Origin of the sequence: Streptomyces sp. NPDC005262 (assembly GCF_042872425.1) — a bacterium.
Taxonomy (GTDB): Bacteria; Actinomycetota; Actinomycetes; order Streptomycetales; family Streptomycetaceae; genus Streptomyces.
The window spans coordinates 815,837-842,245 of the sequence record NZ_JBIAKK010000001.1 but is presented as its reverse complement, the minus strand read 5'-3'; the positions used below and the strand labels follow the sequence as shown (position 1 = coordinate 842,245).

At 70.5% G+C, this 26,409-nt stretch carries 19 protein-coding genes; 12 read left to right on the top strand and 7 right to left on the bottom strand.

From position 1 onward, the window contains the following. Positions 1 to 26: 26 nt before the first annotated feature. Together ACFYP5_RS03670 and ACFYP5_RS03665 are read right to left on the bottom strand one after the other, a co-directional pair. Entirely contained in the window at positions 27 to 800 is a 774-nt protein-coding gene (locus ACFYP5_RS03670; RefSeq protein ID WP_389030046.1) for an SDR family NAD(P)-dependent oxidoreductase, read from the bottom strand. A gap of 34 nt (positions 801 to 834) precedes the next feature. Then, positions 835 to 1,509, bottom strand: coding sequence for an MOSC domain-containing protein (locus ACFYP5_RS03665; protein WP_389030744.1), 675 nt, complete (start codon positions 1,507 to 1,509; stop codon positions 835 to 837). 90 nt (positions 1,510 to 1,599) lie between these two features. On the opposite strand from ACFYP5_RS03665, the gene ACFYP5_RS03660 reads away from it, so the two are divergent. Continuing rightward, positions 1,600 to 2,490, top strand: coding sequence for a LysR family transcriptional regulator (locus tag ACFYP5_RS03660; RefSeq protein ID WP_389030043.1), 891 nt, complete (start codon positions 1,600 to 1,602; stop codon positions 2,488 to 2,490). Between the two features lie 44 nt (positions 2,491 to 2,534). Here ACFYP5_RS03660 and ACFYP5_RS03655 read toward each other — a convergent pair whose 3' ends face one another. Beyond that, entirely contained in the window at positions 2,535 to 2,873 is a 339-nt protein-coding gene (locus ACFYP5_RS03655) for a WhiB family transcriptional regulator (RefSeq protein WP_030914313.1), read from the bottom strand. Between the two features lie 412 nt (positions 2,874 to 3,285). Between ACFYP5_RS03655 and ACFYP5_RS03650 the strand changes: the two genes are divergently transcribed. From ACFYP5_RS03650 to ACFYP5_RS03635, 4 genes are all read left to right on the top strand, one after another. Continuing rightward, positions 3,286 to 3,897, top strand: a complete 612-nt coding sequence (locus ACFYP5_RS03650) for a response regulator transcription factor (RefSeq protein ID WP_003948568.1) — start codon at positions 3,286 to 3,288, stop codon at positions 3,895 to 3,897. Positions 3,898 to 4,173: 276 nt separating this feature from the next. Beyond that, entirely contained in the window at positions 4,174 to 4,749 is a 576-nt protein-coding gene (locus ACFYP5_RS03645) for a sigma-70 family RNA polymerase sigma factor (protein WP_030084428.1), read from the top strand. 139 nt (positions 4,750 to 4,888) lie between these two features. Beyond that, positions 4,889 to 6,394, top strand: coding sequence for an IMP dehydrogenase (gene guaB / locus ACFYP5_RS03640; protein ID WP_389030040.1), 1,506 nt, complete (start codon positions 4,889 to 4,891; stop codon positions 6,392 to 6,394). Positions 6,395 to 6,509: 115 nt separating this feature from the next. Next, on the top strand, positions 6,510 to 7,634 hold the full coding sequence (locus tag ACFYP5_RS03635) for a GuaB3 family IMP dehydrogenase-related protein (RefSeq protein WP_030914322.1): 1,125 nt from the start codon (positions 6,510 to 6,512) through the stop codon (positions 7,632 to 7,634). A gap of 66 nt (positions 7,635 to 7,700) precedes the next feature. Here the strand turns inward: ACFYP5_RS03635 and ACFYP5_RS03630 are convergent, their stop codons facing one another. Continuing rightward, entirely contained in the window at positions 7,701 to 8,333 is a 633-nt protein-coding gene (locus ACFYP5_RS03630) for a hypothetical protein (protein ID WP_389030038.1), read from the bottom strand. Positions 8,334 to 8,444: 111 nt separating this feature from the next. After that, positions 8,445 to 9,707: a nucleotide sugar dehydrogenase gene (locus ACFYP5_RS03625; protein ID WP_389030035.1), complete on the bottom strand. Its 1,263-nt coding sequence runs from the start codon at positions 9,705 to 9,707 to the stop codon at positions 8,445 to 8,447. Between the two features lie 248 nt (positions 9,708 to 9,955). Between ACFYP5_RS03625 and ACFYP5_RS03620 the strand changes: the two genes are divergently transcribed. Further along, on the top strand, positions 9,956 to 11,662 hold the full coding sequence (locus ACFYP5_RS03620; RefSeq protein ID WP_389030032.1) for a glycerol-3-phosphate dehydrogenase/oxidase: 1,707 nt from the start codon (positions 9,956 to 9,958) through the stop codon (positions 11,660 to 11,662). Here ACFYP5_RS03620 and ACFYP5_RS03615 read toward each other — a convergent pair. Then, the gene (locus ACFYP5_RS03615) at positions 11,599 to 12,768 is read right to left on the bottom strand and encodes a serine hydrolase domain-containing protein (protein WP_389030029.1); all 1,170 of its coding nucleotides are present in this window, start codon (positions 12,766 to 12,768) and stop codon (positions 11,599 to 11,601) included. The two genes, ACFYP5_RS03620 and ACFYP5_RS03615, sit on opposite strands and share 64 nt — an antisense overlap. A 119-nt stretch (positions 12,769 to 12,887) precedes the next feature. On the opposite strand from ACFYP5_RS03615, the gene ACFYP5_RS03610 reads away from it, so the two are divergent. The 5 genes from ACFYP5_RS03610 to ACFYP5_RS03590 all read left to right on the top strand — a co-directional run bounded on the left by ACFYP5_RS03610 (position 12,888) and on the right by ACFYP5_RS03590 (position 23,167). Continuing rightward, on the top strand, positions 12,888 to 14,876 hold the full coding sequence (locus tag ACFYP5_RS03610) for a serine/threonine-protein kinase (protein WP_389030027.1): 1,989 nt from the start codon (positions 12,888 to 12,890) through the stop codon (positions 14,874 to 14,876). 169 nt (positions 14,877 to 15,045) lie between these two features. Beyond that, on the top strand, positions 15,046 to 17,745 hold the full coding sequence (locus ACFYP5_RS03605; RefSeq protein WP_389030024.1) for a protein kinase: 2,700 nt from the start codon (positions 15,046 to 15,048) through the stop codon (positions 17,743 to 17,745). A 126-nt stretch (positions 17,746 to 17,871) separates the two neighbouring features. Further along, entirely contained in the window at positions 17,872 to 19,509 is a 1,638-nt protein-coding gene (locus ACFYP5_RS03600; protein WP_389030021.1) for a protein kinase, read from the top strand. A 147-nt stretch (positions 19,510 to 19,656) separates the two neighbouring features. Next, a complete protein-coding gene (locus ACFYP5_RS03595; RefSeq protein ID WP_389030018.1) occupies positions 19,657 to 21,282 on the top strand; it encodes a succinic semialdehyde dehydrogenase in 1,626 nt (541 codons plus the stop codon). Positions 21,283 to 21,331: 49 nt separating this feature from the next. Next, positions 21,332 to 23,167: a GMC oxidoreductase gene (locus ACFYP5_RS03590; protein ID WP_389030015.1), complete on the top strand. Its 1,836-nt coding sequence runs from the start codon at positions 21,332 to 21,334 to the stop codon at positions 23,165 to 23,167. 916 nt (positions 23,168 to 24,083) lie between these two features. Here ACFYP5_RS03590 and ACFYP5_RS03585 read toward each other — a convergent pair. Continuing rightward, a complete protein-coding gene (locus ACFYP5_RS03585; RefSeq protein WP_389030012.1) occupies positions 24,084 to 24,404 on the bottom strand; it encodes a chorismate mutase in 321 nt (106 codons plus the stop codon). Between the two features lie 358 nt (positions 24,405 to 24,762). On the opposite strand from ACFYP5_RS03585, the gene guaA reads away from it, so the two are divergent. Continuing rightward, positions 24,763 to 26,358 carry a glutamine-hydrolyzing GMP synthase gene (gene guaA, locus ACFYP5_RS03580; protein ID WP_389030009.1) on the top strand — a complete coding sequence of 532 codons (1,596 nt, stop codon included), beginning with the start codon at positions 24,763 to 24,765 and terminating at the stop codon, positions 26,356 to 26,358. Positions 26,359 to 26,409 lie beyond the last annotated feature (51 nt).

Genomic DNA, 26,409 nt, shown 5'->3' with positions numbered 1-26,409 from the left:
GGCCGCCGCATCCGATAAGAACCCGCTCACTGCGGTCCGTACTTGCGGCCCGTCTTGGAGGTGACCCCGCCGAGCAGGCCGCGCGGCGCCACCTTCACCAGCCCCATCAACGTCTTGTACCGCGCGTCCGGGATCGAGACCGACTTGCCGCGCGCCAGATCCGCCAGCGCCGTCGCCACCAACTTGTCCGCGTCGAGCCACATCCAGCCCGGGATGTTGCCGGTCCCCATTCCGGCCCGCTCATGGAACTCGGTCCGTACGAAGCCGGGGCAGAGCGCCATCAGCCGCACCCCCGACCCGGCGAGATCCTTTGCCGCGCCCTGGGTGAACTGCACGACCCACGCCTTGGACGCGCCGTACGTCCCGCGCGGTACGAACGCCGCCACCGAGGCCACATTGACGACCCCGCCCCGCCCGCGCTCCTTCATTCCGGCCGCGGCCGCCGAGGTCAGCCGCAGCACCGCCTCGCAGTGCACCTTCAGCATCTTCAGCTCATCGGCCATCGACACCTCCAGATAACGGCCCTTGTTGCCGAACCCGGCGTTGTTGACCAGTAGATCGACGGATTGCCGACGATCCGTCAGTCGCGCCTCGACAGAGGCGATCCCGTCGTCCTCGGACAGGTCGGCGGTCAGCACCTCGGCCTCGATGCCATGCAGGTCGTGCAGTTCGGTGGCCTGCTCCCGGAGCCGCTCGGTGTTGCGCGCCACCAGCACCAGGTTGTGTCCATCGGCCGCGAGCCGCCGTGCGAAGGCGGCCCCGATCCCCGCGGTGGCGCCCGTAATCAGTGCAGTCGTCATACGCGGCACGTTAGTGCCACGCCCACCGCGGGGATCACTCGCCCGTGGCCGCCGACTCCACGTACTTCAGAGCGGAGCGCAGCGACCGGGGATGGAGCGCGTCCCGGGCCGGGAGCAGCTCCGGCAGCAGCTCCCGGCGCGTCGTCGCGGCCAGGAACTCCAGCTGCACGGTGACGTCGTGGTCCGGCCGGTGCACGATCTCGACCGGGTCCCCGGCCCGGATCTCGCCCGGCTCGATCACGCGCAGGTAAGCACCCGGAGCGGCCGCCTGCGTGAACCGCTTGACCCAGCGGCTCTCGTCGAGGTGACCGGCGAACGTACGGCACGGAATGCGGCCGGACGTCACCTCCAGCACCAGGTCGGGGCCTATCCGCCAGCGCTCGCCGATCTTCGCGCCGCTCACGTCCAGTCCGGAGACCGTCAGGTTCTCGCCGAACGCGCCGTTGGCCAGCGTGCGGCCGAGCGAGCTCTCCCAGGCGTCGAGGTCCTCGCGGGCGAACGCGTACACGGCCTGGTCGGTGCCGCCGTGATGGCGCAGATCGCAGACCGCGTCCCCGGCCACTCCGCTGCCGCCGGTGCCCTTGGGTCCGGGATCGGTGACCCGTACCGGGCCGTCGGCCGGCCGTTTGTCGATCCCGGTGACGCCGCCGGGGGCGTCGGTGTGGGCGACCGCCTTGGGACGTCCCACGTTCACGGTCAGCAGTTTCATCGGCTTCATAGGGAGCAACGGTAACCACCCCGCCTCAAAGTCACAGGCCGGTTATTGGCTTCCTCCCCAAGAGGGCCTTATGGTTGAGAGGTGATCGAAGCCCGTCATCTCCGTGTCCTGCGCGCCGTGGCCGCCACCGGTTCGTTCTCCGCCGCCGCGCGGGAACTGGGTTGCACCCAGCCCGCGGTCAGCCAGCAGATGAAGGCTCTGGAGTCCTCCGCGGGTACCCCGCTGCTGATCCGCACGGGTCGCGAGATGCGGCTCACACAGGCAGGTGAGGCGCTCGTACGTCACGCCTCCGGCATCCTCGCCGGGCTGACCGCCGCCGAGGAGGAGATCGCCGCGATCGCCGGGCTGCGGGCCGGCCGGGTCCGGCTGGTCTCGTTCCCCAGTGGCAGCTCCACGCTGGTTCCCGGTGCCCTCGCCGCCCTCCGCGCCGCCCACCCCGGTACGAGGGTCTCCCTGGTCGAGGCCGAGCCGCCGCGCTCGGTCGAGATGCTCCGGGAGGGGGACTGCGACATCGCGCTGGCGTTCCGCTACGGCACCTCGGGCGCCGAATGGGACGACCTGGTCGTACGTCCGCTGCTCACCGACCGGCTGATCGGCCTCGTCCCCGAGGGGCACCGGCTGTCCGGCGCGGATGCGGTGGGGATCGGTGAACTGGCCGACGAGTCCTGGATCGCGGGCTGCCCGCGCTGCCGTCGTCAACTGGTGGAGGTCTGCGAGGAATCCGGTTTCACCCCCCGGATCGACTTCGCCACCGACGACTACCCGGCGGTGATCGGCCTGGTCGGCGCCGGCCTGGGGGTGGCCGTGCTGCCGGAGCTGGCGATCGAATCGGTACGTCCCAAAGGGGCCCGCACCGTGACGGTGGAGCCGGCGGTCGAGCGTGAGATCGTCGCGCTCACGCTCCCGGATCTGGCGCAGGTCCCGGCCGTCGCGGCCACGCTGGACCAGCTTTCCCTGGCGGCCGCCCGCTAGGGAGTGCAGGAACGTTTCTTCGATTGTTTCGCGCGGTTCGCGGGTCAGCCGTGCCCCGAGGAGGCGGTCAACCCCGAAGGCGCCCCTGCTGTCGCGATCAGTCGGTTGCGGGCCCGTCCCATGAGCTCTTCGCGCTCGTCCTCGGTCAGCCCGCCCCACACTCCGTAGGGCTCACGTACGGCCAGGGCGTGCGCTGCGCACTCGGCGCGTACCGGGCATCGCATACAGACCTCTTTCGCCGAGTTCTCGCGGGCGCTCCGGGCCGCTCCGCGCTCACCCTCCGGGTGGAAGAACAGCGAGCTGTCGACCCCACGGCAGGCCGCCAGCAGCTGCCAGTCCCACAGATCGGCGTTTGGTCCGGGAAGGCGGGAGAAATCTGCCATTGCTTGTCCCCTCGAAACCATGCTGAGTCGGCTACGCGGTAGTCGTTCGTCGGTGACCGTGCTCATGACCGTACATCTACGGTGTAAGTAGATGTAAATATGACTGATTGCGAATCTATCCACAGACACCAGCAAAAGGGAAGAAAACCCGCTAAATGGGGCATACCTTCAGGTGAAGCTTCGATTGACGACTGGACAATCCGCGCGGCTCTCCTCCGTGTGCGACTCCTCACGTAGAGTGCCGAACCTGGTCGTCGGACCCGTAACTCTTTCGAGTGACCATCGTTGAGAGGGCGGAGGCGGTTGACGAAAAAAGCGATCGGGCAGATGTCCGAGAGTGTCAACCGCACAGGTGACGACTTGTATCAGCCTGGAGGCTCAAGGTGACGCGCATCAGCTGCGGAGGACGGTCATGACATCCGTCCTCGTCTGCGACGACTCCCCGCTTGCCCGAGAAGCGCTCCGTCGCGCGGTCGCGACCGTGCCCGGCGTCGAGCGTGTGACGACGGCGGCCAACGGCGAGGAAGTTCTCCGCCGCTGGGGTGCCGACCGTTCGGATCTCATTCTGATGGACGTACGCATGCCCGGTCTGGGAGGTGTGGAGACGGTCCGGCGGCTGCTCTCCGCAGACCCCGGGGCGCGGATCATCATGCTGACCGTCGCCGAGGACCTGGACGGTGTCGCGCTAGCGGTCGCCGCCGGGGCCCGCGGCTATCTGCACAAGGACGCCTCCCGCGCGGAGCTGCGGGCGACCGTCACCCAGGCGCTGGCCGATCCGACGTGGCGGCTCGCCCCGCGTCGGCTGCGGTCGGCCGAGATGGGTGCGGCGCCGACGCTCACCGCGCGTGAGATCCAGGTGCTCGAAGGGATGAGCCACGGCCGTTCCAACGCGGAGATCGGGCGCGAGCTCTTCCTCTCGGAGGACACGGTGAAGACGCACGCCCGGCGGCTTTTCAAGAAGCTCGGCGCCTCGGACCGGGCGCACGCCGTGGCGCTCGGCTTCCGCTGGGGCCTGGTGCGCTGATGACCGGCGATGGCCGGTAGGGGGTGTCCCCGTCCGCCCTCCGGCGGACGGGGGGACGGGGGCGCCGGGCCGCAGATCGGGAGCCGGGCCCCCGCGGTATGTGACGCTTCCCGGCCGATGCCGCATCCTTGAGATGTGGAGTTCCTCGGGAACGATTCGGTCGAGCGGAAGGGGAGGGCGCAGGACATGACTTCCGGCGCACCCGCTCATAACGCTTCGGTGCACAACTACGGACGCGGTGCCACGGAAGAAGCGGCACCGAGGCACCATGGTCCGATGCGCGACGACGAGACGACGGTGATCGGTGCTCTGGTGCACCGTGCCGTCGACGGAGACGCGCAGGCCACCCATGATCTGCTGGCCCATGTCCATCCCCTCGCGCTGCGCTACTGCAGGTCCCGGCTGAACCGGCTGCCCGGTGATGCCCGCCACTTCGTGGAGGACCTGGCGCAGGAGGTCTGTGTCGCGGTGCTGATGGCGTTGCCGCGCTACAAGGACACCGGCAGACCCTTCGAAGCCTTTGTCTTCGCCATCGCCGGCCACAAGGTCGCCGATCTCCAGCGCGCCGCCATGCGGCACCCGGGATCGACCGCCGTTCCCTCCGACGAGATGCCGGAGCGGCCGGACGATTCGCTCGGGCCCGAGGAGCGCGCGCTTCTCAGCAGCGATGCCGCCTGGGCCAAGAAGCTCCTCGCCAACCTCCCGGAGAACCAGCGTGAGCTGCTGGTTCTGCGGGTCGCCGTCGGTCTGACCGCCGAGGAGACCGGGCAGATGCTCGGCATGTCGCCGGGCGCCGTCCGGGTCGCCCAGCACCGCGCGCTGAGCAGATTGCGGGCCCTCGCCGAGCAGTGAGTGACACCGGCTTCACCCCGGAACGGAGTTCCGTACGAAGCTACAGAACCTCTAGGTGATCTTGCTCGTGGAATGAGACACCCCCGGAGGCCGTTAGCATGGACATCCGCACCGATCAAGGCCATTTGGGGAAGGTGTCATGACTGCAAACGTCGACGGAGTGCCCGAGAAATTCGCGACGCTCGGGCTGACATACGACGACGTGCTGCTGCTGCCCGGCGCGTCCGACATGGCGCCCGATCAGATCGACACTTCCTCGTACATCTCGAAGAACGTGCGGGTGAACATCCCGCTGCTGTCCGCCGCGATGGACAAGGTCACCGAGGCCCGCATGGCCATCGCCATGGCCCGCCAGGGTGGCGCCGGTGTGCTGCACCGCAATCTCTCCATCGCGGACCAGGCCAACCAGGTCGACCTGGTGAAGCGTTCCGAGTCCGGCATGGTCACCGACCCGATCACGGTGCACCCGGACGCGACCCTGCGCGACGCCGACGAGCTGTGCGCCAAGTTCCGCATCAGTGGCGTGCCGGTGACCGACGGGGCGGGCAAGCTCCTCGGCATCGTCACCAACCGTGACATGGCCTTCGAGGCGGACCGTTCGCGCCAGGTGCGCGAGGTCATGACGCCCATGCCGCTCGTCACCGGCAAGGTCGGCATCTCCGGCGTGGACGCCATGGAGCTGCTGCGCCGCCACAAGATCGAGAAGCTTCCGCTGGTCGACGACACCGGGGTCCTCAAGGGCCTCATCACCGTCAAGGACTTCGTCAAGGCGGAGAAGTACCCGAACGCCGCGAAGGACAAGGAAGGCCGGCTGCTGGTCGGAGCCGCCGTCGGCGTCGCGGGCGACGCCTTCGAGCGCGCCCAGGCACTCGTCGAGGCGGGCGTCGACTTCATCGTCGTCGACACCGCGCACGGCCACTCCCGTCTCGTCTCCGACATGGTCGCCAAGATCAAGTCGAACGCGTCGGGTGTCGACGTCATCGGCGGCAACATCGCCACCCGTGACGGCGCCCAGGCGCTGATCGACGCGGGCGTCGACGGCATCAAGGTGGGCGTCGGCCCCGGCTCCATCTGCACCACCCGCGTGGTCGCCGGCATCGGCGTTCCGCAGGTCACCGCGATCTACGAGGCGTCGCTCGCCGCCAAGGCGGCCGGTGTCCCGGTCATCGGCGACGGCGGCCTGCAGTACTCCGGAGACATCGCCAAGGCGCTGGTGGCCGGTGCGGACACCGTGATGCTCGGCTCGCTGCTGGCGGGCTGCGAGGAGTCCCCGGGCGAGCTGCTCTTCATCAACGGCAAGCAGTTCAAGTCGTATCGCGGCATGGGTTCGCTCGCCGCGATGCAGACGCGTGGCGACCGCAAGTCGTTCTCCAAGGACCGCTACTTCCAGGAGGGCGTCGCCTCCGACGAGAAGCTGGTCCCCGAGGGCATCGAGGGCCAGGTCCCGTACCGCGGCCCGCTCTCCGCGGTCGTCCACCAGCTCACCGGCGGTCTGCGCCAGTCGATGTTCTATGTCGGCGGCCGCACCGTCCCGGAGCTCCAGGCCAACGGCCGGTTCGTCCGGATCACGTCGGCGGGGCTCAAGGAGAGCCACCCGCACGACATCCAGATGACGGTCGAAGCGCCGAACTACAGCAGGAAGTAACGCAACAGAACAGGTGAGGGGCGGTCCGCGCGTACTGGGACCGCCCCTCACCTGTGTGTCGGGGATACTGGGAAACGCAGACAGTACGCCTAGGGAACTGAAAGGCCACACCATCGTGACTGAGATCGAGATCGGGCGCGGCAAGCGCGGCCGCCGGGCGTACGCCTTCGACGACATCGCCGTCGTGCCGAGCCGTCGCACCCGCGACCCGAAGGAGGTCTCGATCGCCTGGCAGATCGACGCCTACCGGTTCGAGCTGCCGTTCCTGGCCGCTCCGATGGACTCCGTGGTCTCCCCGCAGACCGCGATCCGGATCGGTGAGCTGGGTGGTCTCGGTGTCCTCAACCTCGAAGGCCTGTGGACCCGGCACGCCGACCCGCAGCCGCTCCTCGACGAGATCGCCGAGATGCCCGTGGAGTCGGCGACCCGCCGCCTCCAGGAGATCTACGCCGCGCCGATCCAGGAGGAGCTGATCGGGCAGCGCATCAAGGAGGTGCGCGACTCCGGTGTCGTCACCGCCGCCGCGCTCTCGCCGCAGCGCACCGCGCAGTTCTCCAAGGCCGTCGTCGACGCCGGTGTCGACATCTTCGTCATCCGCGGTACGACGGTCTCCGCCGAGCACGTCTCGGGTGCGGCCGAGCCGCTCAACCTCAAGCAGTTCATCTACGAGCTGGACGTCCCGGTGATCGTCGGCGGCTGTGCCACCTACACCGCGGCCCTGCACCTGATGCGTACCGGCGCGGCCGGTGTCCTCGTCGGCTTCGGCGGCGGCGCCGCGCACACCACGCGCAACGTCTTCGGTATCCAGGTCCCGATGGCGACCGCGGTCGCCGATGTGGCCGGGGCCCGCCGCGACTACATGGACGAGTCCGGTGGGCGGTACGTGCACGTGATCGCGGACGGCGGCGTCGGCTGGTCAGGCGACCTGCCGAAGGCCATCGCCTGCGGTGCCGACGCCGTGATGATGGGCTCCCCGCTGGCCCGTGCGACGGACGCGCCCGGTCGTGGACGCCACTGGGGCATGGAGGCGGTCCACGAGGACGTGCCGCGCGGCAAGCTGGTGGACCTGGGCTCCGTCGGCACGACGGAGGAGGTCCTCACCGGCCCCTCGCACACCCCTGACGGCTCGATGAACATCTTCGGTGCACTGCGCCGGGCGATGGCGACGACGGGGTACAGCGACCTCAAGGAATTCCAGCGCGTCGAGGTGACGGTGGCGGACTCGCAGCACCGCCGCTGATTTCTCTCGGACATACGGGAGGGCCCGGACCGCATGAGCGGTTCGGGCCCTCCCGTATGAGCCGGATCAGCCTGCGGCCTTCTTGGCGCCGGAGAACGCGGCGAACGCGGCGAGAGCGAAGAAGAGGAAGGCGATCGGGTCGATGTCGGCCTTCCACAGGGAGTTCAGCTCGCTGAAGTGATCGAGGAAGACCTCGGACAGGGGCACACTGTCCGACTTGTTGATCATGGCCACACCGAGCAGCTGGCCGAAGTAGACGGAGACCAGCGCGAGCACCGCGCTGAGGACCGGCAGCACGGGGTTGCGGCCGCCGACCTTGCCCGCGGCGAGGCCGACGAGGAAACCGACACCCACGGCCGCGTAGCCGATCTCGTGCTTGGTGGCGCCGATGATCCCGCCGTAGATGCCGGCGGCGACGAGGGCGGCGACGACCGCGGCGAGCAGGCCGAGGGCCACGTTGTTGCGGGCGGGAGCCGCCGGGGTGAACGGCACGCCGCCGAACTGGCCGGGCTGGGCGGGCTGCTGACCGGCGAACGGGTTGCCGGTGGGGACGCCGGGCTGGGCGGGCTGCTGACCGGCGAACGGGGTGCCGCCGCCGGGCTGGGCGGGCTGCTGACCGGCGAACGGGTTGCCGCCGCCGGGCTGGGCGTCGTGCGGCTGCTGCTGCGGCTGGTTCGGCGGTGGCGCGGGCTGACTCATGGTGCTGGATCCCCCCTGGGACGGAAGCGCACGACTGTGCGAGAAGTGACGCCGCAGGCTAGCAGCCGTCTCCGACACCGCCCACCGAAATCCCTGGGGGGACCGCCGCCCTCACAGTCGGTGCGCCGCTCCTGCCGGGGTGGCTCCCCGGGTGTCCAGGAGGAGTTGGGCCTTCACGGCGAGGCCCTGGAGGTCGTACGTACGGTGGTGCTGGAGCAGAACCGTCAGGTCCGCGCTCGACGCAGCTTCGTACAACGAGTCCGCGCGCGGCACCGGCAGTTCGCGGACGCGCCAGTCCAGGACGTGCGGGTCGTGGTAGCCGATCTGCGCACCCATGTCCATCAGCCGGTTGGCGATCTCCCGGGCGGGGGAGGCCTCCTGGTCGGCGAGATCCGGCTTGTAGGTGACGCCGAGGAGCAGGATCCGGGCGCCACGGACGGACTTGCCGTGTTCGTTCAGCAGGGTGGCGCAGCGCTGGATCACGTAGCTCGGCATCCGGTCGTTGATCTCCTGGGCGAGCGAGACCATGCGCAGCGGGTGGCCGGGGGTACGGCTGCTGTACGGGAGGAAGCCCGGGTCGACCGGGGGGCAGTGACCGCCGACGCCGGGACCCGGACGGAACGTCTGGAAGCCGAACGGCTTGGTCTCGGCGCACCGGATGACGTCCCAGAGGTCGACGCCGAGGTCGTGGCAGAGCACCGCCATCTCGTTGACCAGCGCGATGTTGACGTGCCGGAAGTTGGTCTCCAGGACCTTCGTCATCTCCGCCTCGCGCGGCCCGCGGGCCCGTACGACCTTGTCGGTGAGCCGGCCGTAGAAGGTGGCGGCCGATTCGGTGCAGGCCGGAGTGAGTCCACCGATGACCTTGGGGGTGTTGCTGTAGACGTGGGTGCGGTTGCCGGGGTCGAGGCGGCTGGGGGAGCACGCGAGGTGGAAGTCGCGGCCGGCGCGCAGCCCCGATCCCTCTTCGAGGAGGGGGCGCACGAAGTTCTCGGTGGTGCCGGGGGGCACGGCCGATTCGAGCAGGACGGTGGTGTGCGGGCGCAGCCGGGCGGCGAGGGCTCGGGCGGCGTCGCCGACGGCGGTGAGGTCGAGGGTGCGGTCGGCGCCGAGGGGGGTGGGCGCGCAGATCACGGCGGTACGGACCCGGCCGAGCTCGGCCGGGTCGGCGGTGGGCCGGAAGCCCCCCGAGAGCATCCGGCGGATCTCCGAGGCGGAGAGCGAGCCTTCGACGGGTGTGCGGCCGGCGGAGAGCTCGGCGAACGGGCGGGGGTCGGTGTCGTAGCCGACGGTTTGGATGCCGGCGGCGACGGCGGCCTGGGCGAGGGGCAGGCCGAGGTGACCGAGTCCGATGATGGCGAGGTCTGCGGGCATGTGGGTGGCCGTCCTTCCCTAAGACCATGAAGGCAGAAAGCGCAACCGCTGAGGACAGTGCAATGTCACACTAGGCGTAAATATGACCTATATGTCGCATTGTGCGGCTCTAGTCGACCGGGTGTTGTCCACAGGCGGTGGCTGAAGTGGCGGACCGCGGACAGAATCGAGTGATGGGCACGGGCACCCGACCCCGCGGTCGGACCGCATCCCTGTGCCGGACCACCCCGATCTACCGGGAGGCAGCAGTGAGGACAGCGACACTGGGACCCGCGGAGCGTGCCGAGGCGCTCGCCGCGCTGGCCGAGCGCGAACTGGACGTGCTGGTCGTGGGAGCGGGCGTGGTCGGCGCCGGGACGGCGCTGGATGCGGCCACGAGAGGACTCTCGACCGGGCTGGTCGAGGCGCGCGACTGGGCTTCCGGCACGTCGAGCAGGTCGAGCAAGCTGATCCACGGCGGGCTGCGCTATCTGGAGATGCTGGACTTCGCGCTCGTACGGGAGGCGCTGAAGGAGCGTGGGCTGCTGCTGGAGCGGCTGGCCCCGCATCTGGTGAAGCCCGTGCCGTTCCTCTATCCGCTGCAGCACAAGGGCTGGGAGCGGCTCTACGCCGGTTCGGGTGTCGCGCTGTACGACGCGATGTCGGTGTCGTCGGGACACGGTCGCGGGCTGCCCGTGCACCGGCACCTCTCCCGCCGTCGCGCCCTGCAGGTCGCGCCCGCGCTCAAGAAGGACGCACTGGTCGGAGCGTTGCAGTACTACGACGCCCAGATGGACGACGCCCGCTATGTGGCGACACTGGTGCGCACCGCAGCCAGCTACGGGGCGCACGTGGCGAACCGGGCGCGGGTGATCGGCTTCCTGCGGGAGGGTGAGCGGGTCGTCGGCGCGCGGGTGGAGGACGTCGAGGCGGGCGGGGAGTACGAGGTCAGGGCCAAACAGGTGGTCAATGCCACCGGGGTGTGGACGGACGACACCCAGGCGCTGATAGGCGAGCGCGGACAGTTCCATGTCCGGGCGTCCAAGGGCATCCATCTGGTCGTCCCGAAGGACCGCATCCACTCCTCGACCGGTCTGATCCTGCGGACCGAGAAGTCCGTGCTGTTCGTGATCCCGTGGGGCCGCCACTGGATCGTCGGGACGACGGACACCGACTGGGACCTGGACAAGGCCCATCCGGCGGCGTCCAGCGCCGATATCGACTACTTGCTCGAACATGTCAACGCGGTCCTGAACACCCCTCTGACCAGGGACGACGTTCAGGGTGTCTATGCCGGGCTGCGCCCCCTGCTGGCCGGTGAGTCGGACGCGACCAGCAAGCTCTCTCGCGAGCACACGGTGGCGCATCCGCTGCCGGGGCTCGTGGTCGTCGCGGGCGGCAAATACACGACGTACCGGGTGATGGCGAAGGACGCCGTCGACGAGGCGGTCCACGGCCTAGACCAGCGGGTGGCGGACTGTGTCACGGAGGACATCCCGCTGCTGGGCGCGGAGGGATACCGGGCCCTGTGGAACGCGCGGGCGAGGACAGCGGCCCGCACCGGGCTCCATGTCGCCCGAGTGGAGCATCTGTTGAACCGGTTCGGATCCATGACCGAGGAGATCCTCGAACTGATCGTCGCCGACCCCTCGCTCGGCGAGCCGCTGCCCGCGGCGGACGACTACCTGAAGGCCGAGATCGTCTACGCCGCCTCGCACGAGGGGGCCCGCCATCTCGACGACGTGCTGACGCGGCGGACCCGGATCTCCATCGAGACCTTCGACCGGGGCACCCGCAGCGCGAGGCTCTGCGCCGAGCTGATGGGGTCGGTGCTGGGGTGGAACAAGAGCCAGATCGAGCGGGAGGTGGAGCACTACGAGAAGCGGGTGCAGGCGGAGCGGGAGTCGCAGCGTCAGCCGGACGACCAGACGGCGGACGCGGCGCGGCTCGGCGCACCGGACATAGTGCCGGTCTGAGCCGGTCCGCGGCCCGGCCGTGACGTACCGGACGGCCCTTGGTGAGGTCGGCAGAACTCGGCTTCGAGGAGGGCCGGTTCGAGCGTCGCATCGGACAGGTTGTCCGTGTTGATGCGGAACGTCAGGGTGTGCCGGCCGTCGCGGGTGGCGGCCGTGCGGACGTAACTGCCCGCTATATGGCCGTTATGGCCCCAGACGGTGGTGCCGCAGGAGAGCTTCTGCGGATAGATGCCCATGCCATAGATCCCGTCCGTCGCACCGGTGTCCAGCAGGGTGTTCAGCTGGGCGGGCGGGAGCAGGCGCCCGCCCAGCAGGGCAGCGTAGAAGCGGTTCAGATCGGCGAGTGTGGAGATGAGCTCGCCCGCGGCGCCCGCGGTGCGCGGGTCGAGGTCGGTGACATCGCGGAGGCTGCCGTCGGCCGGATCACGCGAGTAGCCGCGACCGTGCGGTGCGGGCAGCACGGTGCGGGCGCCGGGGAGCGACGTGCCGGTGAGATGGAGGGGGTTGATGATGCGGCGGCGGATCTCGGTGGCGTAGCTGTGTCCGGTGACGTGCTGGACGACGAGGCCGAGCAGGACGTAATTGGTGTTGGAGTAGGCGAAACCGCCGGTGGTGTTCGTGGGGCGGTGCGCGACGGACGCACGCACGGCGGCGGTGGCGGTGACGGGATGGGCGTCCGTGTCGGCCGTGTAGCTGTACAGGCCGCTGGTGTGGGTGAGCAGGGCGCGCAGGGTGATGCGGCGTCCGTCGTTGCCTTTTCCGTGGACCAGTCCCGCCAGATGCCGGTCCACGGTGTCCGACAGCCGCAGCCTGTTCTCCCGGGCGAGTTGGAGGACGACCGTGGCGACGAAGGTCTTCGTGATGCTGCCTGCCCGGAACCGGTCCTGCAGCCGGATGCCGGGGTCTGTCGAACGGTAGGTGTCGTACGGGGCGGTGGAGGCGCGATGGGCCAGAAGGGCCGCAGTCGGGGCGCCGCCCTGGGCGACGAGCCGGGGAAGGTAGGAGGCTGCGGGAGTCAGATGTGGTTCGCTGGGCAGGCTCGCCGTTCCGAGGCCGAGCAGCGTTATCACCAATGGGGTGATGAGCAGCGACCTGATTATCGGCATGGCAGGGAGTCCCTTCCTCCGGCCACATCATGACGGACCACGGACCCGGCACCATGACCGGTCCCGGGGTGAGGGACAATGAACGCTCTGCCAGGGCGGGTTGATCGCAGAGGGGACGCATGTCGGAGGCGGAGCAGGCACGGGAGCCCCAACGGGACACGGATGGACGTCTCCTTGCGGGTAGGTACCGGCTCGGGGAGGTGCTGGGCCGGGGCGGTATGGGCACGGTCTGGCGTGCCGTCGACGAGACGCTGGGCCGCACGGTGGCGGTAAAGGAGCTGCGGTTCCCGTCGGCCATCGACGACGACGAGAAGCGCCGACTGATCACTCGCACCTTGCGCGAGGCGAAGGCGATCGCCAGGATCCGCAACAACGGCGCGGTGACGGTCTACGACGTGGTCGACGAGGACGACCGGCCGTGGATCGTGATGGAACTCATCGAGGGCAAGTCGCTTGCCGAGGTGGTGCGCGAGGACGGTGTGCTGACGCCGAGGCGCGCGGCCGAGGTCGGGCTCGCCATCCTCGACGTGCTGCGTCTGGCGCACCGCGAGGGCATTCTGCACCGCGATGTGAAGCCGTCCAACGTGCTGATCTCCGAGGACGGCCGGGTCGTCCTGACCGACTTCGGCATCGCGCAGGTCGAGGGCGACCCGTCCGTCACCTCGACGGGCATGCTCGTCGGTGCCCCCTCGTACATCTCGCCGGAACGCGCCCGCGGTCACAAGCCCGGACCACCCGCCGACCTGTGGTCGCTCGGCGGACTGCTGTACGCGAGCGTCGAGGGTTCCCCGCCGTACGACAAGGGGTCGGCGATCGCGACGCTGACCGCGGTGATGACCGAGCCGCTCGACCCGCCGAAGAACGCGGGGCCGCTGGAGGAGGTCATCTACGGCCTGCTCGCCAGGGACCCGGAGCAGCGACTCGACGACGCGGGCGCGCGGGCCCTGCTCAACGATGTGATCCACGCAGCCGACAAGCCCGCCCCTGTGGTGCCGCCGCCGGCCGATTCCACCCAGGTGATGGCGCTGCCCGGCCGCGTCGCCGCCCCTCGCACCAAGGGGGCGTCGAAGCTCGGGGAGGCCGGGGAGGGCGCGCGTGACCGCCTGCGCGGCGCGTTGCGCTCCGTGCGGAACGCGAAGGCGGCGCCCGGCGCCGGTGCGGGTGTGGCTGTTGCCACCTCGACGTCCACTCCCGCCGCCCCGACCGCGCCGGGGAGCGCTCCTTCGGCTCCGGACCGGACCACGGCTTCGCCGGCCTCCGCCGTCGGTGGTGTACCCCCGCAGCGCCCGGGCGGATCGTCGAGCGCGCCGGTCCGGGCTTCCATCACGGACGTGGTGCCCCGCCGCACTCTGGCGATCATCGCGGTCGTCATCGTGCTCGCCGTGCTCGGCACGGTCCTCGCGCTCACGCTCGGCGGGGACGACAAGGGCAACGGGAGCAGCGGTTCCACCAAGGGCGGCACCTCCGCCTCGGCAGGCGGCGTCTCCGCGGACACGGACAAGGGCGACGCAAGCGGCAAGGACCAGGGCCAGGACCCGAGCGGCGATCAGGGCAAGGGCAAGGGCAAGGGCAAGGGCAAGAACGAGGACGACGACTCGGGCAAGGGGTCGGACGACTCCGGGACCGGGAGTTCGAAGGCCGGCGACGCGCTGCCCGACGGGTACAGGACGGTCACCAACAAGCAGTTCCACTTCACGATGGCGATGCCCAAGAACTTCACGCGCTACAAGATCGCGGGCAGTAACTCGGGTCAGATCTACGCCGTCGGCGGTGGATTCCCGCGCGTCCAGATCGACTACAACAGTTCTCCCGGGACGGACGCCGCCGCCGCCTGGAACGCCGCGAGGGGCGCCGTCGCGGCCAGCAGCGACGGTTACCGGCACCTCGGGATAAGGAAGGTCGAGTTCAACGGCTACCCGACCGTCGCCGACTGGGAGTTCGAGCGTACGCAGCAGGGCCAGCGGGTCCGGGTGCTGAACCGCGGTTTCCGGGCCGACGACACGCACGGCTACTCGATCATGATCAGCTGCAAGGCGAGCGAGTGGAACGCGAAGGAGTGCCGGACGCTGCGCGAGACGGCCTTCGCCACGTTCAAGCCCAAGGACTGAGAACCGGGTTGCGGCGACCCTGCGGCACGGTCGGCACTTGCCACGTATTGTGAGAGCTTGAGAACCGTACGCAGCCGAATGCAGAGGTCAATTGCACGGTAAGTGACCGCAATTGACGGGTTGGTACGGGGTTCGTGGCCGGGGGGACAGCGCGCTCTGGGGAGGCGTCGTGGACGACTATGCGGGTCGGGTGCTTGCCGACCGCTACCGCCTGCCGCTGCCTCCGTCGGACGAGTACGAACTGGTCGAGACCCGGGCGTTCGACACGGCCAGCGGCCAGGAAGTCCTGGTGCGCCAGCTGCCGTTGCCGGAGGTCGTGGACGCCGAGGTGCTCGACGCCGACGGGCTGCCCTCGACGGCCCGTCGGACCACCGGACGTGCGGTGCGCCGGTCCACGGACCCCGCGGTCCGGCGCGCGATAGAGGCCGCCCAGGCCGCCGCCCAGGTGCCCGACCATCCGAGGCTCGACCAGGTCTTCGATGTGTTCGCCGAGGACGGGTCGCTCTGGATCGTGAGTGAACTGGTCGCCGCCCGCCCGCTGGCCGCGCTGCTCGCCGAGCGGCCGCTGAATCCGTACCGGGCCGCCGAGATCGGCTCCGATGTGCTGACGGCCCTGCGGGTGCTGCACGCGCACGGCTGGACCCACCGGAACATCACCGTCCGTACGGTGCTGATCTGCGACGACGGACGCGTCGTGCTGACCGGCCTGGCGGCCGGGGCCGCGGAGGAGGCGCTGTGCGGGTACGTGCCGACGCCGCAGCCCGACGACGAGGACGCGTACGGGCGGCCCGCGGTCGAGTCGGGCCCGACCGGTCCGTACGTTCCGCCCGTCGCGTCGCTGCCGCCCGCCGGTCCGGCCGGGATCGCCGGGCCGGGCGAGGCTGTCGGTCATCCGGTCGACTCCGTCGACCCGGTCGGGCTGCCGGCCTCGCGCCACCCCGCCGGTGAGCTGGAAGCCGTACGACGGCCGCCGAATCCCGACGTTCACGGTGCGGTCAGCGCCGCGGAGTTGCGGGCCGCACGCGCCGGAGCCATCGCCGCCTACCGGGCAGGTACCCGCGCCGCCGCGCGCGTCAGCGAGGAGCGGCGACAGGCCGGGACGAGTAGGGCGGAGGAAGCGGAGGAGACCGGCATCGTCCCCGTCCAGCGCTCCGGACGGCCCGACACCGGGCCGGTACAGCCGACGGACGGCTGGGGCCCCACCGCCGACGACCCGTACGACGACGAGGGCGACGACGAGGACGACAACGAGTACGGCATCCCGGACAGCGGCGACGACGGCAACGGCGGTCACCGTGGGCAGGGGCCGCCCGGCCGGCGGATGCACCTGACCGGCACCTGGGGCGACGGCGCCGACTTCGGGCGCCCCGTTCCCGCCGGAGGCTCCAACGAGGACGCCCTGCGCGCCGACGCCCGGCGCCACGGCACCACCTCCGCAGTGGAACGCCGGCACCAGCAGCCGCAGCAGGCCACCTCCGGCCGATGGGACGACATCGTCGCCGGTGACCGGGGGAGTTCCGCCTACCGCGGCCCTGCCACCACCCTGGCCGCCGAGCGCGCCCGGCAGACCCGGATCGCCGTCGTCGGTGCCGTCACCGAGCGCTGGGCGCCCGAGCAGGCAGGACCGGTCCACGAGAACTGGCAGTTGGCACCGCCCATCGGCCCCGCCACCGACCTCTGGGCGCTCGGCGCCCTGCTCTACCGCGCCGTCCAGGGCCATGCCCCGTACCCCGAGGAGAACGCGGCCGAGCTCGTCCAGATGGTCTGCGGCGAGCCGCCCGCCTTCGCCGAGGAGTGCGGTCCGCTGCGCCCCGTCGTCGAGTCGCTGCTGCGCCAGGACCCCACCGAGCGCCCGGACTTCGAGGAGTTGCGCGGCTGGCTGCGCTCTCTCGTACGGTCGGCGCCCGAGCCCGAGGCCGGCCTCGACGTCGTGCCCCTGCCGTCCGTCGACGAGACCCGGCTGCCCGTCGTACGCCGCCGGGGCGAGCTGGTCCGCAAGCGCCGCGGCCGCCTGGGCAGCGCCCCGGCGCACGGCCGCCACCGCCAGACGAGGGAGAGAGCCGACCGGTATGAGCGGCCACGGGCCGAGAGGGCGCCCAGGGCTCCGCGTGAGCCCAAGGGGCCCAAGGCATTGCGCACCTCGCCCCGTCCGCGGCAGGGTGACGGGCGCGCGCCGCGGCGGCTCGGGCGGCTGCTGCTCGTGCTGATCCTGCTGGCCCTGGCCGCGGCCATCGCGTACGCCGTTATGTTCATGCCCAAGGCCGGCACCGGAGCCGACTCAAAGGGATCGGGACCGGCCGCCACGGACACCGGCGCCCCCGGCACGTCCGACCAGAAGTCGCCGTCGCAGTCACCCCGGTCGTCGCCGCCGCCCGGCACCGAGAAGCCGCAGACCAGCCGCTCCGCCGTCGCGCTCGCCCCCGGATACACCCTGCGCAAGGACGAGGAGGGCTTCGAGGTCGGCGTGCTGAAGGGCTGGCAGCGCAGCCCAATCGACGCGGACCGGCAGATACGCTACGGCAGCGACGGGTTCAGTCTGCTGGTCGTGCCGGGGCGCGACACCGTGCGGGCCAACGGTGGTGATCCACTGGTCTACCAGCGCGACAAGGAGCGGGAGTTGCAGCCCTTCCGGGACTCCAGCTGGTCCTCGGCGACGGGGCTGCGTCGTATCGACGTCGGCCGACAGGCCATGGCGGAGGGGCAGTTCACCTGGCAGGACGACACCGGACGCGAGGTGTACGTCCGCAACCTCGCGATGATCGTCGACGGCCGCTACCACGTGCTCCAGGTGCTCGGTCCGGACAGCGAGCGTGACAAGGTGACGGCCATCTACGAACAGGCCATCTCCTCCTACCGCGTGACCTCCTGAATCGCCGGCAGGGACGCGGTCGGCCGGGCGACAAGCATCACAGTGAGGTCTCGTGAGCGATGCGAGGTTCCGTGGCCGTACCTCCTCTCCGTAACCTGGCAGCCGAAGGAAACGGGGCGGGGACAAGTGGACCGATCACAAGGAACGGGCGCGGGGCTGGTACTGGCCGGAAGATACCGGCTCGGTGAGGTCCTCGGGCGCGGAGGCATGGGCAAGGTGTGGCGTGCCCACGACGAGGTGCTGCACCGCACGGTAGCTGTCAAGGAGTTGACCGCCGGGCTGTACGTCGCGGAGGCCGACCGGGTCGTGCTGCATGCCCGTACCCAGAAGGAGGCCCGGGCGGCGGCCCGCATCACCCACCCCGGCGTCGTCACCGTCCATGACGTGGTCGAGTACGACAACCGGCCCTGGATCGTCATGCAGTACGTCGACGGGCCGTCACTCGCCGACGCCGCCAAGGAGAGCGGCGAGATCGCGCCGCGCGAGGCGGCCAGGATCGGCCTCCATGTCCTGAGTGCCCTGCGCGCCGCGCACAGCGCCGGTGTGCTGCACCGTGACGTGAAGCCCGGCAACGTACTCCTCGCCCGTGACGGGCAGGTACTGCTCACCGACTTCGGGATCGCCGCGATAGAGGGCGACTCGACGATCACGAGGACCGGTGAACTGGTCGGCTCCATCGACTATCTGGCGCCCGAGCGGGTGCGGGGCGGCGACCCCGGCCCCGCGTCCGACCTCTGGTCCCTCGGCGCCACGCTCTACACCGCGGTCGAGGGGTGTTCGCCGTTCCGTCGTACGTCCCCGATCTCCACCATGCAGGCCGTCGTCACCGAGGAGCCGCCGCCGCCCGCCCGGGCCGGGGCGCTCGCACCGGTGATCACCGCACTGCTCCGTAAGGACCCGGCGGACCGGCCGTCGGCGGCCGAGACGGAGCGGATGCTGCTGCAGGCGATGGAGGGCCGCGAGCCCCGGGCGGCGCAGGCCTACGTCCCGACCCAGCGGGTGTCCGAGGAAGCCCTCCGCTCGATGGGCCAGGACGGCCCGGTCGGCTCCGGAGCGGAATCGCGCGCCGCCGTCCCGCAGTTCACCGCCACGCCGGTGACCCGCCGCAGCCGCGGCCGTTGGCGTACGGCGATCCTGGTCGTCGCCCTTGCCGCACTGGTCGGAGGTGGTGCCGGGCTGGCCGCGATGAAGTACGGCGACAACTCGGGGCCGGATTCCACCCGCAGCGGTTCGGCGCCCGGCAGCAGCACTTCGCCGAGGCCTTCGGCCGAGGCATCGAAGAGCGCACCGTCCACCGCGGTCGTGCCCGACGGCTGGCACCGGGAGGACGACCCCGAGGGGTTCAGCCTGGTCGTCCCCGACGGCTGGAAGCGCCGGGCGGACGGCCAGAACGTCGACTACACCCCGGACGACGGCAACCACTACATCCGGATCAGCGTCGACCCGGAGCCCGACTTCGAGAACTCGTACATGCACATGCTCAACCTGGAGAAGGACCTCACCGGGCGGCTGCCCGGGTACGAGCGCAAGACCCTGCACTCCAACTACTACCGCGATCGGCCCGGCTCCCTCTGGGAGTTCACCTGGACCGAGTCCAAGGACCACCCGGGCCCGCGCCACGCGATCGACCAGATGTACTACGCGGGGGAGGGCGGCCCGGAGTACGCGTTGTACATGACGGGTCCGTCCGACGACTGGGACACCACCCGGGAGCGGTTCGACACGATGGTGCGCAGCTGGCGCGCACCGGCCGACGCCGGCTGAGACCCGAGGGATTCCACCGGCCACAAACCGCAGTAGCTCCCTGATCAGGGGCTTTGTTGCCAGTGATCACTGGCTCGTTTGTGGGGAGTGTGAAAACCTATTACCGACGGGTACCCAAAGCGGTGGGCTGGACATACCCTCGCCCTCATGACGGACTCGACGGATTCGCAGGCATCTGCCGCCCCCCTCGGTACCAACCCCGTGGCCGCCACCCCCGCGGGTGTGCGCACGGCCGCCGATGTGGTGACACCCGAGGTGGTCGCCCAGCTGACCCGTGGTGTCGTCGGCTCCGGCCGTACCGCCAACCACACCCCGTTCACCGGGGCGAAGCTGGCCGACCTGCCCGAGGCCACGCCCGAGGACGTCGCGACCGCCTTCGAGCGGGCCCGCGCCGCCCAGCCCGCCTGGGCCGCCACCCCTGTCCGGACCAGGGCCGCCGTCCTCCTCCGCTTCCACGACCTCGTGCTCCAGCGGCAGGCGGAGGTCCTCGACCTCATCCAGCTGGAGACCGGCAAGGCGCGGCTGCACGCCCACGAGGAGGTGCAGGCGGTCGCCGTCTCCGCCCGGCACTACGGGCGCAGGGCGGCCTCGTACCTGAAGCCGAAGCGGCACACCGGTGTCGTACCCACGCTGACCAAGGTCACCGAACTGCGCCAGCCGCGCGGTGTCATCGGTCAGATCGCACCGTGGAACTACCCGTTCGAGCTCTCCGTCGGCGATGCGCTGCCCGCGTTCGTCTCCGGGAACGCCCTCGTGATGAAGCCCGACACGGAGACCGCGCTGACCGCGCTCTGGGCCCGTGACCTGCTGATCGAGGCCGGGCTGCCCGCCGAGGTGTTCCAGGTCGTCCTCGGTGACGGACCGGTCGTCGGGCCCGAGGTCGTCAAGCACGCCGACTACGTCTCGTTCACCGGCTCCACCCGCACCGGACGCGAGGTCGCCCAGGGCGCCGCCGCCCGTCTGGTCGGCGTCTCGCTGGAGCTCGGCGGCAAGAACGCCATGCTGGTCCTCGAGGACGCCGACGTGGAGAAGGCCGCCGCCGGCGCCGTCCGCGCCTGCTTCTCCTCCGCCGGACAGCTCTGCATCTCCATCGAGCGGCTCTACGTCCACGAGTCGGTCGCCGACGACTTCGTGGAGCGGTTCGCCGCCCGCACGAAGGCCATGCGGCTCGGCAACTCCCTCGCCTACGGCGCCGACATGGGTTCGCTGGTCGGCGAGCGCCAGCTGGAGACCGTCACCCAGCATGTCGCGGAGGCCGTCGAGAAGGGCGCCACGCTCGTCGCCGGCGGTGTCGCCCGCCCCGACATCGGCCCGCTGTTCTACGAGCCGACCATCCTCGACGGCGTCGAGGCGCCGATGGCCGTCTGCACCCAGGAGACCTTCGGCCCGGTCGTCTCCGTCTACCGCTTCTCCGACGAGGACGAGGTCGTCGCCCTCGCCAACGCCACCCCGTACGGCCTGAACTCCAGCGTCTGGACCAAGGACTCCAAGCGCGGTCACCAGGTCGCCGCCCGGCTCCGCACCGGCACGGTCAACATCAACGAGGGGTACGCCCCCGCGTACGGCAGCGTGCAGTCCCCGATGGGCGGTATGAAGGACTCCGGTCTCGGCCGGCGGCACGGCTCCGAGGGCATCCTCAAGTACACCGAGGCCCAGACCGTCGCCCAGCAGAGGCTGATCCCGCTCGCCCCCTCCTTCGGGATGGACGACGAGAAGTACGCGGCGTTCATGAGCCGCAGCCTGAAGGCGATGAAGGCGTTCCGCCTGCGCTGACCCCCGTAACACCGCGGCACCTTCTGCCCTTTTCGTACCGAGGAGAGCCATGTCCCAGGACAGCCCTGCCCAGAATCAGGCCGAACCGGCCGGCGAGACCGATGACGACGCGGCGTACGACTACGACGTCCTCGTCGTCGGCTCGGGCTTCGGCGGTGCGGTGTCGGCCCTGCGGCTGACCGAGAAGGGGTACCGGGTCGGGGTCCTGGAGGCAGGCCGCCGCTTCACCCCCGGAACCCTCCCCAAGAACTCCTGGGACATCAAGAACTACCTGTGGGCCCCCGCACTCGGGCTCTTCGGCATCCAGCGTGTGCATCTGCTCGGCAATGTGATGGTGCTCGCCGGGGCGGGTGTCGGCGGCGGCTCGCTCAACTACGCCAACACGCTGTACGTACCCCCGGCACCGTTCTTCGAGGACCGGCAGTGGGCCGCCATCACCGACTGGCAGGACGAGCTGGCGCCGTACTACGACCAGGCCAAGCGGATGCTCGGAGTCCGGCTCAACCCGACGATGACCCCGTCCGACGTCCATCTGAAGGCGACCGCGCAGGCCATGGGGGTCGGCGACACCTTCCATCTCGCCCCGGTCGGCGTCTTCTTCGGCGACGGCAAGGACGCCGACGGTACGGCGAGGGCGAAGCCCGGTGAAACGGTCGCCGACCCGTACTTCGGGGGAGCGGGGCCCGCCCGCAAGGCCTGCACCGAGTGCGGCGAATGCATGACGGGCTGCCGTCACGGCGCGAAGAACACCCTCAACGAGAACTACCTCCACCTTGCCGAGAAGGCCGGAGCGGTCATCCACCCGATGACCTCGGTGGTCGCGATCACGGACGACCCGGAGGGTGGTTACCACGTCACCACCGTCCCGACGGACCGCCGCAGGAAGGGCAGGCCGACGCTGCTGCGCGCCCGCAAGGTGGTCGTCGCGGCGGGCACGTACGGCACCCAGACCCTGCTCCACGCGATGAAGGACCAGGAGCTGCTGCCCCGGCTGTCGTCGCGGCTCGGCGAGCTGACCCGTACCAACTCCGAGGCGCTCGTCGGCTCGCAGACCAGCGACCGCCGCTACCGCAAGAAGCACGGCACCGAGAAGGCCGACTTCACCCAGGGCGTCGCCATCACCTCGTCGATCCACCCCGACGAGAACACCCACATCGAGCCGGTCCGCTACGGCAAGGGCTCCAACGCCATGGGCGCGATGTCGATCCTGCAGGTGCCGTACGGCGGCCGCCGGGTGCTGGGCTGGCTCGGCAACATGGCCAGGCACCCGGCCCTCGCCGTGCGGTCGCTCTCCAACCGGCGCTGGTCGGAGCGGACCATCATCGGCCTCGTCATGCAGTCGCTGGACAACTCCCTGACGACGTACCGCAAGCCGGGCGGCATCGGGAAGGGCCTGCTCACCGCCCGCCAAGGGCACGGCGCACCCAACCCGACCCAGATCGAGGAGGCCACGCGCAGCGCCTCCCTGCTCGCCGAGGAGATCAACGGCTTCGCCGGGTCGAACGTCGGCGAACTCATGGGCACCCCGCTCACCGCGCACTTCCTCGGTGGCTGCCCGATCGGTGCCGGCGCCGAGGAAGGGGTCATCGACGCGTACCACCGGCTGTACGGGCACCCGGGCATCTCGGTCGTCGACGGCTCGGCGGTCTCCGCGAACCTCGGTGTCAACCCGTCGCTGACCATCACCGCGCAGGCCGAGCGAGCCATGTCGTTCTGGCCCAACAAGGGCGAGGCGGACCCGCGTCCGGCGCAGGGCGAGGCGTACGAGCGGCTGGCCGCGGTCGAACCGAAGGCGCCGGCGGTGCCGAAGGAGGCCTTCGGCGCGCTGAAACTGCCGTTCCTGGGCCTGCCCGCGGTCCCGCCGAGGAAGAGCGCAGACAAGTAGGGGAGAAGCAGGGCAGCGGAAAGGGGCTGCACCCCCCTCCGAGTGCAGCCCCTCACGCCTACCGGTGATGTCGCCCGTTACGCGGCGGCGTCACCGTTCCTGCGGCGCCGCACGACGAACATCGCACCGGGGTGCGGCACGGGTGCAGGGACAGGGCCTTCCGCGTTGTGGGGTCACGGGTGGGGCCGGTGTTCTGCATGCATGACCATTGGTCCGGGCTAATGGTTGTCCGGATACTCACAGAATCCTTATGTGATGCCCGTCACGCCTGCCTCTTCGGCCCCTCCGGCACCTGTGGTGCGCCGCCGTCGCCCTGTCGGCGCGACGGTCTCGCTGCGCGTTCAGGAGCCGGTAGCCACGAGAGGATCACGACATGACCGAGGGCCCCGTGGGCCGCGAACCGGTCCATGGGGCCCTTGCCGATCAGCGCCGGTGTCGGGGCGGCGCCGGCACCTGGAAGCGGCACCGGGGGGAGCGCCGCGGAGTGAGGTGCACCGGGTCCGCCCCCCCGGCGTGCGGAGGCACAGAAGTGGCGTCGACCCAGGTCAGGGGTGGTGCGATACGAGGGGAGTCTTGCCCCGCTTTGTGCCGTGTCGGCCGGGCTGAGCCCGATAATGGCTGCTTCGACCGGATACGGTCGGCTCCGGGCGTCCCCGGAGCCGACCGTTCTTGGGGTGACCGGGCTGCTGTCCCCTGCCGACCGGTCACGCACGCTGGAGCGCGGTCCCACGGCGTACCTGCAGTACGCCACACGCTCCAGCGGAGCCACGCGTGGTTTCTTCGAAAGCCGCCCCTGGCTGGCACGGACACCGGGACCAACGAAGTCACCGTGCGCCCGGTCACGCGCCGTACGGGTGAGAGTCGGCCCGAACGCAGATACGCCCGTACAGCCCCGCGGCCGGTGCGACTGCCTCACTCACACGCGGCCGCGGCACAGCTCCAGCAGCGTCATGGCGAGCGAGGTGCCGGGCTTGCCGAGCGCGTCCCGGTACTGGCCGAGGATCTCCATCTCGCGGGAGAGATTGACCCGGCGGCCGCCGGAGGTGACCCGGGCCTCCTGGATGACCGCCGAGACGGCCATCCGTTCCTGTACGAGCCCGATGATCCGGTCGTCCAGCGAATCGATGCGCTCCCGGGCTCCGGCGATCAGAGCGGCGGCCTCGTCGGTGTGCGCACCGGTCTTCTCGGTGAGGGGCTTCTCGGCGAGCTTGTTCGCGGCGACGGCGGTGCTGTTCATTCCATGACTCCTGGTGTCCTGGTGGGGTGCGGCCCCCCGGAGCGATCGGACCCGGAATGCCAGAACGCCCCGGGCCTGTCGGCCCGGGGCGCCTGGAACGTTGCTTGTCAGTGGCTCAAGCAGCACGACCATGGCAGCCGGCGGGCCGGGTGCCATAGGTAAAGACGTAGGTCGTGTGCTGACGCATGAGGCCAGTATGGACCCGCCCCCGCCGGTGGTCCAACGCGGCGCCCGGATGGTGAGACGCCGTGGTGACGGCGGCCGGCGACCCCGTCCCCTCGGACGCGAGCAGGGTCTCCCTCGCAACCCCGGTAGAATCGGGAGGACCGACCCCCCTTCACCGCCGGAAGGCCGCCCCGTGCCAGCAGCACCCCCCGCCGCCCCCGACACCGCACCCGACGTGGTCCTTGTTGTCGACTTCGGCGCGCAGTACGCCCAGCTCATCGCCCGACGCGTCCGTGAGGCCCGGGTCTACAGCGAGATCGTCCCGTCGACCATGCCGGTGGCCGAGATGCTGGCCAAGAACCCCCGGGCGATCATCCTGTCCGGCGGCCCCTCCTCGGTGTACGCGGAGGGCGCGCCCAGCCTCGACCGCTCGCTGTTCGAGGCCGGGGTCCCGGTCTTCGGCATGTGCTACGGCTTCCAGCTGATGGCCACCACGCTCGGCGGCACCGTCGACGACAACGGTGCCCGCGAGTACGGCCGCACCCCGCTGACCGTCTCCAAGACCGGCTCCACACTCTTCGAGGGCACGCCCGCCGAGCAGTCGGTGTGGATGTCGCACGGCGACGCCTGCTCCGCCGCCCCCGAGGGCTTCACCGTCACCGCGTCCACGGACGTCGTGCCGGTCGCCGCCTTCGAGAACGACGAGAAGAAGCTGTACGGCGTCCAGTACCACCCGGAGGTGCTGCACTCCACGCACGGCCAGCAGGTCCTGGAGCACTTCCTCTACCGCGGCGCCGGCATCGAGCCGACCTGGACCACGACCAACGTGGTCGAGGAGCAGATCGCCCTGATCCGCGAGCAGGTCGGCACCAAGCGCGCTATCTGCGGCCTCTCCGGCGGCGTGGACTCCGCGGTCGCCGCCGCCCTCGTGCAGAAGGCCATCGGCTCCCAGCTCACCTGCGTGTACGTCGACCACGGTCTGATGCGCAAGGGCGAGACCGAGCAGGTCGAGAAGGACTTCGTGGCCGCCACGGGCGTCCAGCTGAAGGTCGTCGACGCCGAGGAGCGGTTCCTCAAGGCGCTGGCCGGGGTCTCCGACCCCGAGCAGAAGCGAAAGATCATCGGCCGCGAGTTCATCCGCGTCTTCGAGCAGGCCCAGGCCGAGCTCGTCGCCGAGGCGGGCGCGGCCGGCGAGGACGTCGCGTTCCTCGTGCAGGGCACGCTCTACCCGGACGTCGTGGAGTCCGGCGGCGGCACCGGCACCGCCAACATCAAGTCCCACCACAACGTGGGCGGTCTCCCCGACGACATCGAGTTCAAGCTCGTCGAGCCGCTGCGCCAGCTGTTCAAGGACGAGGTCCGGATGGTCGGCCAGGAACTCGGCCTGCCGGAGGAGATCGTCCAGCGCCAGCCGTTCCCCGGCCCCGGTCTCGGTATCCGGATCGTCGGCGAGGTCACCAAGGACCGGCTCGACCTGCTGCGCGAGGCCGACGCCATCGCCCGGGAGGAGCTGACCGCGGCCGGACTCGACCGTGACATCTGGCAGTGCCCCGTGGTCCTCCTTGCCGATGTCCGATCGGTCGGCGTCCAGGGCGACGGCCGCACCTACGGCCACCCGATCGTCCTGCGCCCGGTCTCCTCCGAGGACGCCATGACGGCCGACTGGTCGCGCCTGCCGTACGAGGTCCTGGCGAAGATCTCCACCCGCATCACGAACGAGGTCGCCGACGTCAACCGCGTCGTGCTCGACGTGACGAGCAAGCCGCCGGGCACCATCGAGTGGGAGTAGCCCTCCCCGCAGGGTCGACGTGATGCCGCCGCTCATTCGTCTGAGCGGCGG